Consider the following 14,975-nt stretch of genomic DNA (forward strand, 5'->3'; position numbering starts at 1 on the left):
GGCACCCACTCTGCTGCGCAGCCGACGATCCCCGTAGCAACACGCTGATCGCCGGCTGCCGGAACTTTGGAGGTATATCGGAAATGAAAGAAGTTACGATCATCGGTGCAGGTCTAGGCGGGTTGGTAAGTGGAGCCATGCTTGCTAAAGCCGGAATGAAGGTTCGGGTTCTGGAGCGTCATTTTATTCCGGGCGGTTATGCAACTTCTTTTACCCGAAAAGTAAAGGGCAACGTTCGTCCGGTCGAATTCGAAGTATCGCTGCATCTGATGGGAGACCTCGGCGAGCAGGGTGCTCTTCGAGAAGTATTAAACGAAATAGGATTAATGGATCATGTTGAATTCCTTCGGGCCAAAACACTTTATCGAGCTGTCTTTCCTGGTGATGATATCCGGGTTGATAATTATGAAACCTACATGCAAGACCTGGGGACCAAGTACCCGGATGAACGGAACGGAATTAAACTGTTATTCGAACAATTTTGTCAGCTTCGCAAAGAGATCCTCTTGATGATGAACAAAACAAATCAAGGTCAAGCAAATGATTTATTTCAAGATGGACCAACGGTGCTAGCATACAACAATTTATCTCTGCAGCAGGTGCTTGATCAGTTCCTGACCAGCGCAGAACTCAAGTCCGTTATTGCTCAGCAGTGGCAGTATTATGGACTTCCCCCTTCCCAGATATCCGCCGTTTATTATGCTTACGCATGGACGGAATATATGCTGAATGGCGGTTATTATCCCAAAGGCCGTTCCCAACAAATCTCCAATGCTCTCGTCCAAATGATCAAAAGTCATGGGGGAGAAGTACTTACACGGCAACACGTCACGCGAATTCAGGTGGAGAATGGAGCCGTGAAAGGCGTTACAACGCTGAAAGGTGAATTTGCATCAGAAGTTGTTATCTCCAATGTGGACCCCATGCAGACGTTTGGCAAGATGATCGGTTACGATCAACTGCCACGCCGATATGTCAAAAAGATTGAATCGCTCAAGCCGAGCCTCGCGTGTGTTCAGGCTTATTTGCTGCTGGACATTGACTTCCCTAGCGTTTACGGGGAGACGGATCATGAAATATTTGTTAACGAGCATTATGACCTTGAGCAAGCCTACGAGGAAATGCGGAATGAAAGCTACGAGACCATGCCGTTTAGCATTACAATCTACGAAAACCTGAATCCTTCTTATCAAGCTGACGGTAAAACCACGATGTCTTTGTTTGTGTTAAGCCAGTATGATGGCTGGAATGACATCGATGAAGAAACTTATCGGCAGAAAAAAGAGGCGGTCACCCGCATCCTGATCAACAGGTTGGAGCGATTGTACCCGAATGTAAGCGAGCATATTCTTTATGCAGAGCTCTCGACTCCGCGAACGAATCATGCCTATACCAGCAACTGGCATGGCGCTATTTATGGAGCGCAGCAATCGGTTGATCAGTGCCTGCATCGCAGGCTGCCCCAAACGACCCCCATCCACGGCTTGTACTTGGCAGGCGCATGGACACAACCAGGGGGAGGATATAGCGGAGTTATTTGGAGCGGATATAATTTGGCCAAGCAACTAATGCTTCAGAACAAAGAGGTGGTACTGAGATGATGATGAAAGATCGCGTAGCGATCATAACAGGCGCTACTCGTGGGATTGGGAAGGCGATTTTGTACAGGTTTGCTGAGGAAGGCGCAAAGGTCGTGGGTGTATATGCCAGCAATGATCAAATGGCACAAGAAATCCAAGAGGACCTTCGTTCGAAGGGCGTGAAGGTTACCTTTTTCAAAGGATCGATAACCGACCAGGGATTCATTCGCCCAATGATGGAGCAAGTTATAACGGAGTACGGCAGTATTGATATTATGATCAATAATGCAGGTATTGTCGCCGACAATTTCTCCTCACAGATGTTACTGGATGAATGGAATCGGGTGTTCCGCACGAATTTCGAAGGCACCTACTGTTGTTCGAAAGAAGTCATTCCGTATATGGAGCGCAAGGGCAGTGGCAAAATCATAAACGTGATTTCGGTTACCGGTGTTCTAGGCCGTGAAGCGCAAACGAATTATGGAGCATCCAAAGGTGCCATCATCGGATTGACTCGCATGTTGGCCCGGCGTTATGCGTCCAAAGGGATTTATGTCAATGCGATCGCTCCCGGAATGATCAACACCGAAATGATCGGTCACGTCCCTCAGGACAAGCTGGATAATTTTCTCTTGCATACGAATATGAAGAGACTGGGGGAGCCACGGGAAATTGCGGATTCGGTCCTCTTCCTGGCCAGCCCTATGTCCGATTATATGGCAGGCAGCGTGTTGAAAGTGGACGGCGGCTTTATCAGATAGGAGGAGACAGGATGAACAAGTCGATCTTTATTACAAATGGGCAGCAATTATTCAACCAAATGATTGCGACTCGCATGCTGTCAATCGGGTATCGGGTTGTGCTGCACGTAGAAGATTTGGAGCAAGGGATATCCTACGCTCGTTCTTTGGAAAGTGATGCCGGTCAAAGACTGCATATCGTGAAGGGTACGCCTGCTGAAGAAAGAGAATATGAAGCGATGATGGAAGAGGCTGTCTCTGTCATGGGTGAGCTTGATGTCATGATTCATGGCAATGAAATGCTCGATGAAAAGAGCATGTTCGAAGAGGGGCCGGATGAATTTGGAGAACGAATTCCTGCCCTATTTGAGCGGATCTTTTTGTGGAACAAATCAGCGGTTAGTCATATGATCAAGCGTAAATCCGGAAAAATTGTGTTTCCGATCATCTATGACACGCTCTACTATGATGAATATCCCAGTTCTCCGATCATGAATCATGGCAAAATTTCTATGATGAAATGTTTGTCACGGGAATGCAGTGCCTTTCGCATTGACGTCAATGTCATGACATTCGGCTACCATGATGCCGATTTTGAGAAGAGCGAGAAAAAAGAAAAGCAACGAAAGCTGGAGATCTACGGATTAAAGCCGGTGATGAAGCCGATGAGCGAAATGCTGGCGATGTTGGATTTCATTATTCATGCGCCTAACAGCTTGATAGGAGGGCAAAACTTCGAAATTGGCATCGGCGTGGAAACCAATCTATAGGTTAAAATTCGACATTCTTACTCAGGGGAGGAAAATCATTTGAAATCTGTGAAGCTCATTGGAGTTGCCACCGCGCTTCCAGGGAATCCGGTTCCTAATTCCAAGATGGAAGAAGTATTTGGACTGCGCGAAGATTGGATCGACCTCATGATCGGTACAAAAACACGGCATTTTGCCGTCGATCTGGACGAGAAGGCCGTCAAATACCAGCTGCAAGAACTCGCCTATGAAGCAGCACAGAAAGCCATAACAAGAGCAGGTTTCACGAGTGATGATATTGATTTAATTGTGATGTCGACAGCGACACCGGATCATTTGATGCCTGCAACAGTCAATCTGGTAGCTGATCGGCTCGGAATGAATCGGGTACCTACCTATGAAATTCAAGCAGGTTGCTCTGGTGCCATTCAAGGCTTGGAGGTTGCGTATCGCTTCTTGCTTACAGGAGCCTTCACGAATGCACTTGTTATCGGAGGAGATGTTTGTAACAAATACATGAGTTTCCGCCGAGATTTTAAAAAGCTGCGCTCCTCGGAATTGATTAATCTAGCTTTGTTCGGCGACGGAGCAGGAGCGGCCGTGTTATCCACGGATTCGGAGCATGAGGGCATCACTATTTCGCATATCGTCAACCGCTTTGAGGGTTTAAACCGGGAGCCAGGTCAAGTGATGAATTGGTTCGGTCTGCAAGAAAGTCCGGAAGAGGGCAAGAAAGTTCAGTCTGCTAAGGAGGACTACAAAGCGATTGAACGGGATGTTCCCGTTATGGCCAAAGAAATGTTGGAGGAACTCTTGGAGAAGCTGCAATGTCCCGTCGAGTCTGTTGATCATTATTTGCCTCCGCAATTAGGCGGACATATGACCGATCGAATCGTGCAATCCCTTGAACTAGATTCAGCTCGAACAATCAATTGTGTCGCTGAGACAGGGAATAACGGGAATGCGCTCCCGTATTTGCAGTTGGAGCAGCTGATCGACAGAATGGAGCCTGGGGAAAAAGCGGTATGCATCGCCATTGAATCTTCCAAATGGATTAAGACAGGCATGGCTTTAACGAAAGAGGAAGCCAGATGATAACGAATAAAGAACTCATTGCAAGCATTCGTCAAATGAAGAACGATGGCTCGCTCGGTGCGAATCGGCAACAGGTCGTCGGTGCCATTCAGGCAAACCGCGATGCCATGTTTTGTGAAAAAATCGGGTATATGTTAAAAAACGTTGCTCTTGATGCTTGGCAAGAAGCAGATACACAGCCTATAAAACCGTTGAAGGTAGCAGTGCTCAGCAGCTTCACAAGTGATTCTTTTCCGCTCATGCTTAGACCTCTATTGTTGTGCGAAGGCGTCTGGCCTGACGTGTACGCAGCAGGGTTCAATCAATATGTGTATGAGCTTATAAACGCGGGCAGTGGCTTATACGAGATGTCTCCGCAATTGACGGTATGCCTGCTGGATGAACATACCGTCATGGAAGAACTGCCTCGTGATTGGGATATCGCTGATCTGGAGCTTGCTTGTGAAAGAAAGCTGGAGCAGCTGGGGCAGCTCATAGGCATTTATCAAGAGCATTGCAAAGGCTTGCTGGTGTTCAATACAGTTCCGCTGACTAGAGAAACGTATAATACCAAAATCGATTATAAGACGAAAGCCAAGATCAGCCGGATATGGCGATCCTTCAACATCGGGCTTTTGGATTTGGCTAATGCTTGGAGTCTGGTCATCGTAATGGATACGGAAATTTTGCTGCAAGAGCATCAAGTAGCTAACCTTTCCGACCCGCGATTAGTGCAGTATGGAAGCTTTCATCTAAGTCAGGACGTATTGTTTGCTTACGCTTCAGAAAGCGTCAAAGTAGCAAGAGGCATCTTGGGCTTAACCAAGAAGTGTCTTGTCCTTGATCTGGATAACACACTATGGGGCGGAATCGTCGGCGACGACGGAATAAACGGCGTGCATTTGGGCGATTCGGCACCGGGCAAAATCTTTGTGGATTTCCAGAGAGCAATCCGGCAGCTGAAGAATCAAGGTGTTCTGTTGGCAGTGAGCAGCAAAAATGAAGAGTCCGTCGTGCGGGAGATATTCGAAACGCATCCGCATATGCAGCTTGGTTTGGAAGATATCGTCATCATTCGTGCCAATTGGGATCCTAAACACGAGAATATTAAGACGATTGCCAGCGTACTGAATATCGGACTCGATAGTCTGGTATTTATTGATGACAATCCATTCGAGCGGAATCTGGTGCGTGATTCATTAGCTGATGTCACGGTGCCTGAGATGCCTCAAGACCCTTCCTATTATACGCAGTCTCTATTATCTGCCGGCTGGTTCAACCTGAACAAGCTGACAACGACAGATTTGGACCGCACGAATCAATATAAACTGGAGGTTGAAAGGGAGCAGTTGAAGCAATCTAGCGGATCTGTAGAAGACTATCTGCATACGTTGGATATTCAAGTGAATCTTTTGCCCGCCAATGAATTTCACCTTCCGAGACTTGCCCAGCTAACGATGAGAACGAACCAGTTTAACATGACGTCTAGACGCTATCAGGAATCAGAGATTGAACAGCTCGAAAATAGTGGCGACTATTGGGTGTTCGGTTTTCAGACCAAAGATCGCTTCGGTGACTACGGTTTAATCGGCTGCGTACTTGTGGAGAAGTCAGCGACGGAGTGGCGGATTGATAATTTCATGATGAGCTGCCGGGTATTTTCCAGAAAAATCGAGACCGCCGTTCTGCGCCATGTGTTATGGAAGGCCAAAGAAGAAGGTGTTCAGGAAGTTTATGGGGAGTATATTCCTACAGTGAAGAATGTGATCGTGAAGGATTTCTACGTGCTGCACGGGTTTGAACGCGTAGAAGCTGATCAAGATGCCCCTGTGGATGGGCGGAAGCAGCAATTTGTCCAACGATTGCAGAACATACCTGATGAAGTTGCATGGATTAACATGTTAACCGGAGAGGAGATTGCTGCTCAATGAATGCAATGATTGGGATGAAAGCACTCAAGGAAGTCGTTGCCGACGTACTGGATATGGACGAAAATGACCTGCATGACGAAATGAGAATGGAAGACCTGCCGGATTGGGATTCCGTAAATGCGGTGCGTTTAATGGTGCATTTGGAGTCGGCCTTAGGTGTACGTCTGCCGGTTGAACAAGTGATGAACGCACAAAGTCTGAAGGATTTGCTTATCGCCGCAACCGAGGAGGTTGTTTAATGGTTCGTGCCAGGGGCAAGGCGAGCATTTATCCAATGCCGCAGGCAAGAAGACATACCTATCACTTTTTGGATTATGCCAAGGAATTCAAAGCGGTTTATATAGATACAGAGATTGATATGTCAGCTGTTAAGCAGCGAAGAGCGGAACGTGCAGCAGCCGGAGAGCGGATTAGCTTTCTTGTTTATTTGATCGAGGCTATATCCCGGATCCTTCAGAAGTATCCAGAGGCCAACGCTTCCGTCAAGCATGGATGGATTCCGAAAGTGGCTGTGTATTCGAACATTTCGGCCAAGTTCACCATGGATAAGTCGATTGGCGGGAGTCGGGTTGTATTGTCGGGACTCATTGCAGATTCGGATCAAAAGTCCGTGGAAGAGATGCAGAAGGTGATCGAATACTATCGTGACAGAGATGTTGACGATATCGCTGAATTCAACGGCGTGCGCAAACTTCAGTCTCTGCCGATGTGGCTGGGCAAAATCGCTTACCGCCTGGCCATGGGAAAGCTGGAAAACCGTGACAAGCTGCAAGGGACGTTCACCATCACCTCTCTCGGACATCGGCCGATCCAAGCATTTTACCCGATTATTTCAAATACCCTTTGTTTTGGGGTAGGAACCACCCAAGACAAGCCCGTCGCAATAGCAAGTCAAATTGTGATCCGCCCGATGATGAAACTAAGCCTCGCTTTCGATCATCGGGCTATTGATGGAGCCCTCGCCGCCGACATCCTCGCTGAAGTAAAGGAATTTCTGGAGTTTCATGCTTCATCTATTCAAACAAACAATGAGGAAAAAGAGGTGAGTTTCATTGGCTCGTAAACCTAAAAAGGACAAATATGATGTCATTGTGATCGGTGCAGGTATGGGGGGCTTAGGGGCCGCAGCTTACTTAGCTCAACAAGGTTACTCTGTGCTAGTGGCCGAACGGCATTATTTTGCCGGCGGGTATGCGCATTCGTTTGGCAGGCATAAGTATACATTTGATGCTGCTGTTCGCATTGTTGCCGGTGCGGAGAAACACGGATTGCTTCATGACCTGCTTAGCAAAGCGGGACTTGCGAGTAAACTGCCTTTTATTCAACTGCCTGAAATCTTTACTGCCATCTATCCCGAACACCGTTTCACGGTGCCAAGACAAGTGGAGGGACTGATCGAAACCTACGCTCGCCTTTTTCCGAGTCAAAGGAACAGGTTTGTGAATCTCGTCCACGACATGCAGCAAATCTATAACGCAACGATTGAGCTGCTTCATGCCCGTGATCCGTTTCATGTCATGTCCAATCAGGTCATTATGAAATACCGTTATATGACGTTCCATGAACTGCTCTTTAAGCATTTGACGGATGAAAAAGCAGCGTATACGTTTGCCGCACTATGGAGTTATTATGGTGCACCACCTACGCGAGGCAGCGCGTTATATTTCGCCTATGCCACTATGAGTTATTTTAATGAAGATATTTACTATTTAAAAGGAAGCTTTCAAGAACTGGCTAATGCTTTCGTGGAACGCATTGAAGAATGCGGTGGCGAAGTATGCCTGCGCAATGAAGTGAAACGGATTGTTGTTGAAGACAGACAAGCGAAGGGAATCGTTTTGCAAACCGGAGAGTATGTGGAGGCGCCGATTGTTATCTGTAACGGGGATCTGAAAAAAATGGTGCACGGGCTCGTCGGGGAACAGCATTTCCCTGCCAGATATGTGAAACGCCTTGCTGAAATGACGGTTTCCATGTCGGCGTTCGAAGTTTTTATCGGAACCGATTTGCCTTTGGAATCGTACGGGCTGGCTCATGAAACGTTCATTTACAACCACTATGACTACTCCAAAACCTATGATCAACACTTGAATTTGAAGCAGTCGGGTGTTGATGGTTTGTGCGGTCTTGCTATTTCATGCCCGACGCTGGCTGATGCAAGCCTAGCCCCGCAAGGAAAACACACGGCGATTCTGACGACGCTTGTTCCTTATGATGTCGGTGCGGATTGGAAAACGGAGAAGCCTAAGTATCAAGAAGCACTAATACGTATGGCGGAAAAAGCCATACCGGATTTAGGCCGTCATCTCGATTTTGTTGAATCCGGTTCGCCTCTTACGATGGAGCGATATACAAACAACAGCCAAGGCGCCACCTACGGTTGGGAGCAGAATATGAAGCAGATGACTTCGCGCCCACAGCACGGTACTCCGATTTCTGGGCTCTATCTATCCGGTCACTGGACCGATCCGGGCGGCGGAGTTGTATCTGCATTGCTATCCGGATATAAGCTGTATCATAAAATCATAAATGAAACCTCTTCTTCGTCAAGCGAGATGAAATTATTGGTTCAGGCAGGTGAAGGTTTATGAGTTCGATACAAGTCGACGATAAAGAAGGGATTTATTATATTTTAATGAACAACCCTGAAACGAAAAATAGTTTGGATCTGGCAATGGCCACTGAACTATATGAAGCTGTGCGGGAAGCGAATGAGAACCCGAGCTGCAATGCGATTGTGTTCCTTTCCAAGGCGCGAGCGTTTTTTTCCTCCGGTCCTGCACTGGATGAACTCATTGAACTATCCACGCTTCAGAATGGGGCGGCCTTGTTGTCCGAGGTGGTGGAGAAACTCAATCAAGTGATTCTGGAAATCTATCATTCTCCCAAACTGACCATTGCAGGGGTTCACGGATATGCCTATGGCGGCGGTCTTAACATTATGCTTGCTTGCGATTACCGGATCGCAGAAGAGAAAGCGAAGTTTATCGAGAACTTCCATTATATGGGGTTTACTCCGGACCTCAGCGCGAGTTATTTCCTACCTCGTTATATCGGACTTTCGCATACGATGGAATTGCTGCTAACCGGACGGATGTTTACAGCGAAAGAAGTGGAGGATTGGGGGCTCTTTCATGATGTCGTAGAGAAAAGAGCAGTCATGTTAGAGCGCATAGATACGTTATGCCGTCAGTTCGTGCAAGGCGAAGCCAGGAATCTGCAGCGGATGAAAGAGCTGCTGCGCACGTCGTTTTATTCCACTTTGGAAGAGCATTTGGAGAAGGAGAAGAGGTATCTGACGGATTGCTTGAACTTTCCAGAGCTTACAGGCCGATTAAAAAGCGTTGCAGGGATATCACTGACTAATTGACAGGGGGTTAATAACGAATGAGCGTATTGGAACATAAGCGAATGGATGTACTGAACAGACCGCCGCACCAGATCTTGAAGCAAGCTCCTCCGTTCCTATTTATCGACCGCGTGATCCGTTTGGAAGGCAGTACTATCGAATGCGTGAAAAATGTTGCTTATAATGAACCGTATTTCGCCGGACATTTCCCCGGGGAACCGATCGTTCCAGGCGTTCTAATGATTGAGATGGCCGCACAGGCAAGTATGCTGCTATCGATTGCATTGGAAGATTCGGATAAAGCGGAGTCGCGCATTGGCTATTTGGTACGTACGCAAGATTTCCGGTTTATTAATCCAAGCAGACCAGGCGACACTTTACACATCATTGTGGAAATGAAGGAGAAGCTCGGCAGTTACCATACCACCAAGGTGCGGATCATTAATGGCAGCACGCAAGCCAAAGTAGCAAAAGGCGAACTGATCTTTTTCCTCCCCGAAGGATAGTCGCTATGTTGATAGGGATCGGGCTTGATTTGGTTGATATCGAACGGATTCAGAAAATCGTTGCAAGAGAAGAAACCTCCTTCATCCGGTTGTTGCTGTCAGAACGGGAGCTCCATCTGTACGAACAATTGCGGGCTCCGAGGCGGAGAACGGAATGGCTTTCCGGACGTTTTGCCGCTAAGGAAGCCGCATCTAAGGCACTGGGGACGGGGCTTTCGAGTATTGTAACACCCAAAAGCCTTGAGATCGTGCCAGACAGCTTGGGCAAACCGGAATTGTGGATGCCAGCTGTAATAGTGAATCAGTATAAGGAGCCCATTCGTTCCCATGTCACAATTACGCACACCAAACATACCGCGGCAGCGGTTGTCATGATTGAAAGGGTAGAGGTGTAGCCATGTTATTTCAAAGGAAAAAATCGTATGCCACAATTGCGTCGGCATCAGACCGTACTCCGCCTGAAATCCCCGACGGGCTGTTAAGCAAATGCCCGCAATGCACAGCGATACAATACTTTAAAGAGCTGGACAAGAACGCCAAGGTATGCTCGAAATGCGATCACCATTTCAAACTGAGTGTGCCAGAGCGAATTAAAGAAACCTTCGATGAGGGCAGCTTTAAGGAATTTGACGCGGACATGATTTCCGAGGATCCGCTCGAATTTCCTGGGTATCCGGATAAATTAGCGGTACAGAAGGAGAAGTCGGGCCTTAAGGAGGCCGTTATTACGGGAGAAGGCAAGATTAACGGAATGCCACTTGTCGGCGTGATCATGAGCTTTGACTTCTTCGCAGGCACGATGGGCTCGGTGGTCGGCGAGAAGGTGACGAGGGCGATCGAATCTGCGATGGCAAAAAAGCTGCCGCTGCTTATTTTCTCCACATCGGGTGGAGCCCGTATGCAGGAAAGCATCCTATGTCTGATGCAGATGGCCAAAACCAGCGCAGCGATCGCCAAGTTTCAGGAACAGGGCGGATTGTACATTTCTGTCATCACCAATCCGACTTACGGTGGCGTTTCCGCAAGCTTTGCCATGCTTGGCGACATTATCTTGGCCGAGCCCGGCGCCGCGTTCGGATTTGCCGGACGTATCGTCATCGAACAGACGATTAAACAAAAGCTGCCCGATAACTTCCAGAAATCGGAATTTCATTTGGATCATGGTCAATTGGATCGGGTTGTTCACCGGAAAGAATTGCGAGCATCGCTAGCTCAATTGCTGGAGCTTCATCCATCCCACAAGGAGGTTGTGTAACATGCGCAATGATCTGCCTTTTGAACAAACGCTTACGGAGCTTCGCGGTAAAATTGAAGACTTGCGATCTTTTTCCGCGGATAAAAATATGGATTTTCAGCATGAAATCTCCGTCCTTGAAGAGCGCTTCGACACTTTGAAGGATGAAATTTACAATAATTTGACAGCGGCTCAAAAGATGCAGATCGCCCGGCATCCGGGGCGTCCCACAACACTTGATTATATACGGCACATGTTTACAGATTTTTTCGAAATGCAAGGGGACCGCTTGTTTGGAGATGACCAGGCCATTGTAGGTGGTATTGCCAAATTAAACGGTATCCCAGTGACCGTTATCGGTCACCAAAAGGGAAGAAATACGAAGGAGAATCTGAGCCGAAACTTCGGAATGCCCCATCCGGAAGGGTTCCGTAAGGCGCTGCGCCTGATGCACCAAGCTAATCGGTTTAACCGTCCGCTTATTACTTTTATTGATACGCCCGGTGCTTTCCCGGGTGAAGCAGCTGAGGAGCGGGGGCAATCCGAAGCGATTGCCCGTAATCTATATGAGATGTCCAAGCTCGACGTCCCTGTCATTTGCATCGTCATCGGGGAGGGAGGCAGCGGCGGTGCCTTGGCACTTGGTGTAGGGAACAGAGTCATGATGCTGGAACATGCGATTTATTCGGTTGCTTCACCGAATGCGGCTGCGGCCATTTTGTGGAAAGATGCGTCCAAGGCGGAACAAGCTGCAGGAGCAATGAAAATTACGGCGCAAGATTTACAGGAACTTGGAATCATCGATGACATCATCCCCGAACCGTCTCCTGCCAGTCTGGAAGTACAAGCGGCTCTCATGAAAAATGCCGTCCTTCGACATCTGCGTGTACTGCAATTCATGGACAAAAAACAATTGCGTGAAGACCGCTATAAGAAGTTCCGTAAGATGGGAACATTTACTTTCGATGCCAGTGAACCCAAGATTCATAAGAATAATACCCAAGTCATGCATACCGAAATTTTAATCAACGTGTAATCCTTAGGACAGAAACCATAAGGATACGTCGGATGAAGGAGAATGCAGCATGTTGAGCTTTAAGGAAATTAGCGACCTAATTAAGGCCGTCGATGCTAGTTCTATCGAGGAGCTGGAGTTGGAAAAGGATGGCTTGCGTTTAAAGATATCCATACAAAATAAGACGAGAGCTGGGGTTACGGCACCAACGGATTACCGTCCCGTTTCTCCAGTGACACAGATTCAAGCGTCTTCGCAAGAGAGGGAACCTTCCGTTATGCAAACGGCCGTTGCCGTAGAAACGGTGAGTTCTGCACGCCCTCTAACGGATGCTAAAGCGGAACTCAAACCGATCGTATCGCCCATGGTTGGAACCTTCTACCACGCGCCTTCACCTGATAAACCAGCATTCGTAAAAGTAGGCGATCAGGTGAAAGAAAGGACGGTCGTGTGCATCTTGGAAGCCATGAAGCTGATGAATGAAATCGAGGCGGAATGTGCAGGCGAAATTGTGCAGATTCTTGTGGAAAACGGCCAACTCGTGGAATATGGGCAGCCGATGTTTCTGGTGAAGCCAATATGAGTGAGGTTCGGCAGTTTCGAAAAGTGGTTATCGCCAATCGCGGGGAAATCGCCGTACGTATTATCCGAGCTTGCAAAGAGCTTGGCATTCAATCGGTGGCTGTTTATTCGGAAGCGGATCGCGACGCGTTGCATGTACAATTGGCGGATGAAGCCTACTGTATCGGCCCCTTCGCTTCGAAGGACAGCTATCTTCGCTTCGACAATTTGATCAGTGTGGCGATGTTGACCGGGGCGGATGCTATCCATCCTGGTTATGGCTTCCTGGCTGAGAATGCTGATTTCGCTGAATTATGTTCGAGCGTGAATATGACGTTTATCGGACCTTCTGCGTCTGCTATTGCCAGGATGGGTGATAAGTCTTCAGCCAAGATGACGATGAAAGAGGCGCAAGTCCCCGTTATTCCGGGGTCGGAAGGCATCGTCGATTCCACCGAGGAAGCGATCCGGATCGCACGGGACATTGGCTATCCGGTCATTATTAAAGCGACAGCCGGTGGCGGAGGCAAGGGAATTCGCGTCGTTCACGACGAAGATGAACTGATCCGCCAGGTAGCGGCTGCCAAGCAGGAAGCTCAGATGGCATTCGGCAATGCGGGCGTGTATTTGGAGAAATTTCTAACCGGGATGAAGCATGTGGAGATTCAAATCATGGCAGACCAACATGGCAACGTGGTGCATTTGGGTGAAAGAGATTGCTCCATTCAGCGCAGGCGCCAGAAGCTTGTAGAAGAATCCCCGTGCCCAACGCTGACTTCGGAAATACGAAGACGAATGGGCGAGGCGGCGGTACGTGCTGCCAAATCGGTGAACTATGTCGGGGCGGGGACATTGGAATTTCTGCTAGGCGAGGACGGCAGCTTTTATTTCATGGAGATGAACACGAGAATACAAGTGGAGCATCCCGTGACCGAAATGGTTACCGGCGTGGACATCGTGCAGGAAATGATTCGTGTAGCGGAAGGAAATCAGCTCTCATTTCGCCAGGAAGATGTGGAAATTCGAGGCTGCGCCATCGAGTGCAGGATTAATGCGGAAGATCCTGCACGAAATTTCATGCCGTCGCCGGGCAGAATTCAATTTTATTTGCCGCCAGGCGGGTTTGGTGTTCGTGTCGACAGCGCTGTCTATGTGGATTACAGCATTCCTCCACATTATGATTCCATGATTGCCAAACTAATTGTGTGGGGCAAAAACCGGAATGATGCCATCGCAAGAATGCAGCGTGCGCTTGGTGAATTTTTTATTGAGGGTGTACGCACGACGATTCCTTTTCATCAGAGTCTTTTACAGCATCCGGTATTTGTTAGTGGGAGTTTCGATATCAAGTTCTTGGAAGAATACGATGTGAACACAGCGGGTGACACGCCGTAACCGGGGCTAGGGCTGCTAATCAAGATGGAATGGTGCAGAATGAAAGTATACGGATTGTATGGCAAAAGTGGAACCGGCAAGAGTTACAAATCCAGCGAGATTATTGCTCTCTATCAGATTGATGCTGTGGTGGATGACGGCATTCTCATTATGGGCAAACAACGTGTAGCAGGGAAATCCGCGAAAAATGAACGCACCGCGTATGCAGCTACGAAAACAGCTATTTTTTTCACAGACGCCCATCGCCTTCAAGTGTATAATTATATTGTAAGGTCCGGGATTAAGAAGATTTTAGTGATTGGTACGTCCAAGAAAATGGTCGAAAAAATTGTGCAGCGTTTGAATTTGCCGAGTGCCATCGAATGGCTGCCTATCGAATCCTTCCAATCGGAGGAAGAGTTGAAATTGGCTGGAGAACGCCGGCGCATCGGGTATCATGTGATTCCCATTCTGCCGGATGACGTCGAGAAAACGTATGTGGGCTGGTTTAGCAAGCAGACCATATATTTTGGCAAACAGAGAGAAGAAGTTATCTTGGTGAAGCCTGCGTTCTCTAGGGATAAAATAACCATATACCCGCAATGCATAAGGGATATCGTCACGCTTTCGGCAGATCCCATGCTGCAGATTCATTCCATTCAAGTCGATAGGAATAAAGTATTCATTAAATTGTCTTTGCAGCGAGGGTGCTCGATCGAGTCGCTTCAAAATTGGAAAGAACATGTGACAGCCGTCTTGCATTATTCCTTGAATATTTCATATGAAGTCAACATTGCCTGGATGTCCATCCATAAAGAAAAAATAAACAAGCCTGAACAAGCTAGAAGGAGATTGAAATAGC

General features: G+C 47.8%; 16 protein-coding genes. All 16 read left to right on the forward strand.

The window, feature by feature from the left end; genetic code table 11:
• Window positions 1-83 precede the first annotated feature (83 nt).
• The 16 genes from AC3WTJ_RS03970 to AC3WTJ_RS04045 are packed head-to-tail and all read left to right on the forward strand — an operon-like array spanning window position 84 to window position 14,974.
• The gene (locus tag AC3WTJ_RS03970) at window positions 84-1,601 is read left to right on the forward strand and encodes a phytoene desaturase family protein (protein WP_492520664.1); all 1,518 of its coding nucleotides are present in this window, start codon (window positions 84-86) and stop codon (window positions 1,599-1,601) included.
• On the forward strand, window positions 1,598-2,341 hold the full coding sequence (locus AC3WTJ_RS03975; RefSeq protein ID WP_492520665.1) for a 3-oxoacyl-ACP reductase family protein: 744 nt from the start codon (window positions 1,598-1,600) through the stop codon (window positions 2,339-2,341). Before AC3WTJ_RS03970 ends, AC3WTJ_RS03975 begins: the two co-directional genes overlap by 4 nt.
• A gap of 11 nt (window positions 2,342-2,352) precedes the next feature.
• The gene (locus tag AC3WTJ_RS03980; protein WP_492520666.1) at window positions 2,353-3,090 is read left to right on the forward strand and encodes an SDR family NAD(P)-dependent oxidoreductase; all 738 of its coding nucleotides are present in this window, start codon (window positions 2,353-2,355) and stop codon (window positions 3,088-3,090) included.
• A gap of 48 nt (window positions 3,091-3,138) precedes the next feature.
• Window positions 3,139-4,164, forward strand: coding sequence for a beta-ketoacyl-[acyl-carrier-protein] synthase family protein (locus AC3WTJ_RS03985; protein WP_492520972.1), 1,026 nt, complete (start codon window positions 3,139-3,141; stop codon window positions 4,162-4,164).
• The gene (locus tag AC3WTJ_RS03990; RefSeq protein ID WP_492520667.1) at window positions 4,161-6,074 is read left to right on the forward strand and encodes an HAD-IIIC family phosphatase; all 1,914 of its coding nucleotides are present in this window, start codon (window positions 4,161-4,163) and stop codon (window positions 6,072-6,074) included. The genes AC3WTJ_RS03985 and AC3WTJ_RS03990 overlap by 4 nt, the downstream gene beginning before the upstream one ends.
• On the forward strand, window positions 6,071-6,313 hold the full coding sequence (locus AC3WTJ_RS03995) for an acyl carrier protein (RefSeq protein ID WP_492520668.1): 243 nt from the start codon (window positions 6,071-6,073) through the stop codon (window positions 6,311-6,313). The genes AC3WTJ_RS03990 and AC3WTJ_RS03995 overlap by 4 nt, the downstream gene beginning before the upstream one ends.
• Window positions 6,313-7,137: a 2-oxo acid dehydrogenase subunit E2 gene (locus AC3WTJ_RS04000; protein WP_492520669.1), complete on the forward strand. Its 825-nt coding sequence runs from the start codon at window positions 6,313-6,315 to the stop codon at window positions 7,135-7,137. Before AC3WTJ_RS03995 ends, AC3WTJ_RS04000 begins: the two co-directional genes overlap by 1 nt.
• Entirely contained in the window at window positions 7,127-8,665 is a 1,539-nt protein-coding gene (locus AC3WTJ_RS04005) for a phytoene desaturase family protein (RefSeq protein WP_492520670.1), read from the forward strand. The genes AC3WTJ_RS04000 and AC3WTJ_RS04005 overlap by 11 nt, the downstream gene beginning before the upstream one ends.
• Entirely contained in the window at window positions 8,662-9,444 is a 783-nt protein-coding gene (locus tag AC3WTJ_RS04010; RefSeq protein WP_492520671.1) for an enoyl-CoA hydratase/isomerase family protein, read from the forward strand. The genes AC3WTJ_RS04005 and AC3WTJ_RS04010 overlap by 4 nt, the downstream gene beginning before the upstream one ends.
• Before the next feature lie 17 nt (window positions 9,445-9,461).
• The gene (locus AC3WTJ_RS04015; RefSeq protein WP_492520672.1) at window positions 9,462-9,929 is read left to right on the forward strand and encodes a 3-hydroxyacyl-ACP dehydratase FabZ family protein; all 468 of its coding nucleotides are present in this window, start codon (window positions 9,462-9,464) and stop codon (window positions 9,927-9,929) included.
• A 5-nt stretch (window positions 9,930-9,934) separates the two neighbouring features.
• Window positions 9,935-10,324, forward strand: coding sequence for a holo-ACP synthase (acpS, locus tag AC3WTJ_RS04020; RefSeq protein WP_492520673.1), 390 nt, complete (start codon window positions 9,935-9,937; stop codon window positions 10,322-10,324).
• Between the two features lie 2 nt (window positions 10,325-10,326).
• Window positions 10,327-11,184, forward strand: a complete 858-nt coding sequence (accD, locus tag AC3WTJ_RS04025; RefSeq protein ID WP_492520674.1) for an acetyl-CoA carboxylase, carboxyltransferase subunit beta — start codon at window positions 10,327-10,329, stop codon at window positions 11,182-11,184.
• Window position 11,185: 1 nt separating this feature from the next.
• Window positions 11,186-12,199, forward strand: coding sequence for an acetyl-CoA carboxylase carboxyl transferase subunit alpha (gene accA, locus AC3WTJ_RS04030; protein WP_492520675.1), 1,014 nt, complete (start codon window positions 11,186-11,188; stop codon window positions 12,197-12,199).
• Between the two features lie 49 nt (window positions 12,200-12,248).
• Window positions 12,249-12,761, forward strand: a complete 513-nt coding sequence (accB, locus tag AC3WTJ_RS04035; RefSeq protein ID WP_492520676.1) for an acetyl-CoA carboxylase biotin carboxyl carrier protein — start codon at window positions 12,249-12,251, stop codon at window positions 12,759-12,761.
• Complete coding sequence (accC, locus tag AC3WTJ_RS04040; RefSeq protein WP_492520677.1) at window positions 12,758-14,134, forward strand: acetyl-CoA carboxylase biotin carboxylase subunit; 1,377 nt, start codon at window positions 12,758-12,760, stop codon at window positions 14,132-14,134. The genes accB and accC overlap by 4 nt, the downstream gene beginning before the upstream one ends.
• A 39-nt stretch (window positions 14,135-14,173) precedes the next feature.
• Entirely contained in the window at window positions 14,174-14,974 is an 801-nt protein-coding gene (locus AC3WTJ_RS04045; RefSeq protein ID WP_492520678.1) for a hypothetical protein, read from the forward strand.
• Window position 14,975: the final 1 nt, after the last annotated feature.

This window comes from Paenibacillus sp. FW101-FHT12H11 (genome assembly GCF_058790355.1).

Bases quoted from the DNA above. Each gene is read 5' to 3' on its own strand.
- AC3WTJ_RS03995 (WP_492520668.1), top strand. From the start codon at position 6,071: ATGAATGCAATGATTGGGATGAAAGCACTCAAGGAAGTCGTTGCCGAC.
- accA (WP_492520675.1), top strand. From the start codon at position 11,186: ATGCGCAATGATCTGCCTTTTGAACAAACGCTTACGGAGCTTCGCGGT.
- AC3WTJ_RS03970 (WP_492520664.1), top strand. From the start codon at position 84: ATGAAAGAAGTTACGATCATCGGTGCAGGTCTAGGCGGGTTGGTAAGT.
- AC3WTJ_RS03975 (WP_492520665.1), top strand. From the start codon at position 1,598: ATGATGATGAAAGATCGCGTAGCGATCATAACAGGCGCTACTCGTGGG.
- AC3WTJ_RS04000 (WP_492520669.1), top strand. From the start codon at position 6,313: ATGGTTCGTGCCAGGGGCAAGGCGAGCATTTATCCAATGCCGCAGGCA.
- AC3WTJ_RS03990 (WP_492520667.1), top strand. From the start codon at position 4,161: ATGATAACGAATAAAGAACTCATTGCAAGCATTCGTCAAATGAAGAAC.
- AC3WTJ_RS04045 (WP_492520678.1), top strand. From the start codon at position 14,174: ATGAAAGTATACGGATTGTATGGCAAAAGTGGAACCGGCAAGAGTTAC.
- accB (WP_492520676.1), top strand. From the start codon at position 12,249: ATGTTGAGCTTTAAGGAAATTAGCGACCTAATTAAGGCCGTCGATGCT.
- accC (WP_492520677.1), top strand. From the start codon at position 12,758: ATGAGTGAGGTTCGGCAGTTTCGAAAAGTGGTTATCGCCAATCGCGGG.
- AC3WTJ_RS04015 (WP_492520672.1), top strand. From the start codon at position 9,462: ATGAGCGTATTGGAACATAAGCGAATGGATGTACTGAACAGACCGCCG.
- accD (WP_492520674.1), top strand. From the start codon at position 10,327: ATGTTATTTCAAAGGAAAAAATCGTATGCCACAATTGCGTCGGCATCA.
- acpS (WP_492520673.1), top strand. From the start codon at position 9,935: ATGTTGATAGGGATCGGGCTTGATTTGGTTGATATCGAACGGATTCAG.
- AC3WTJ_RS03980 (WP_492520666.1), top strand. From the start codon at position 2,353: ATGAACAAGTCGATCTTTATTACAAATGGGCAGCAATTATTCAACCAA.
- AC3WTJ_RS04010 (WP_492520671.1), top strand. From the start codon at position 8,662: ATGAGTTCGATACAAGTCGACGATAAAGAAGGGATTTATTATATTTTA.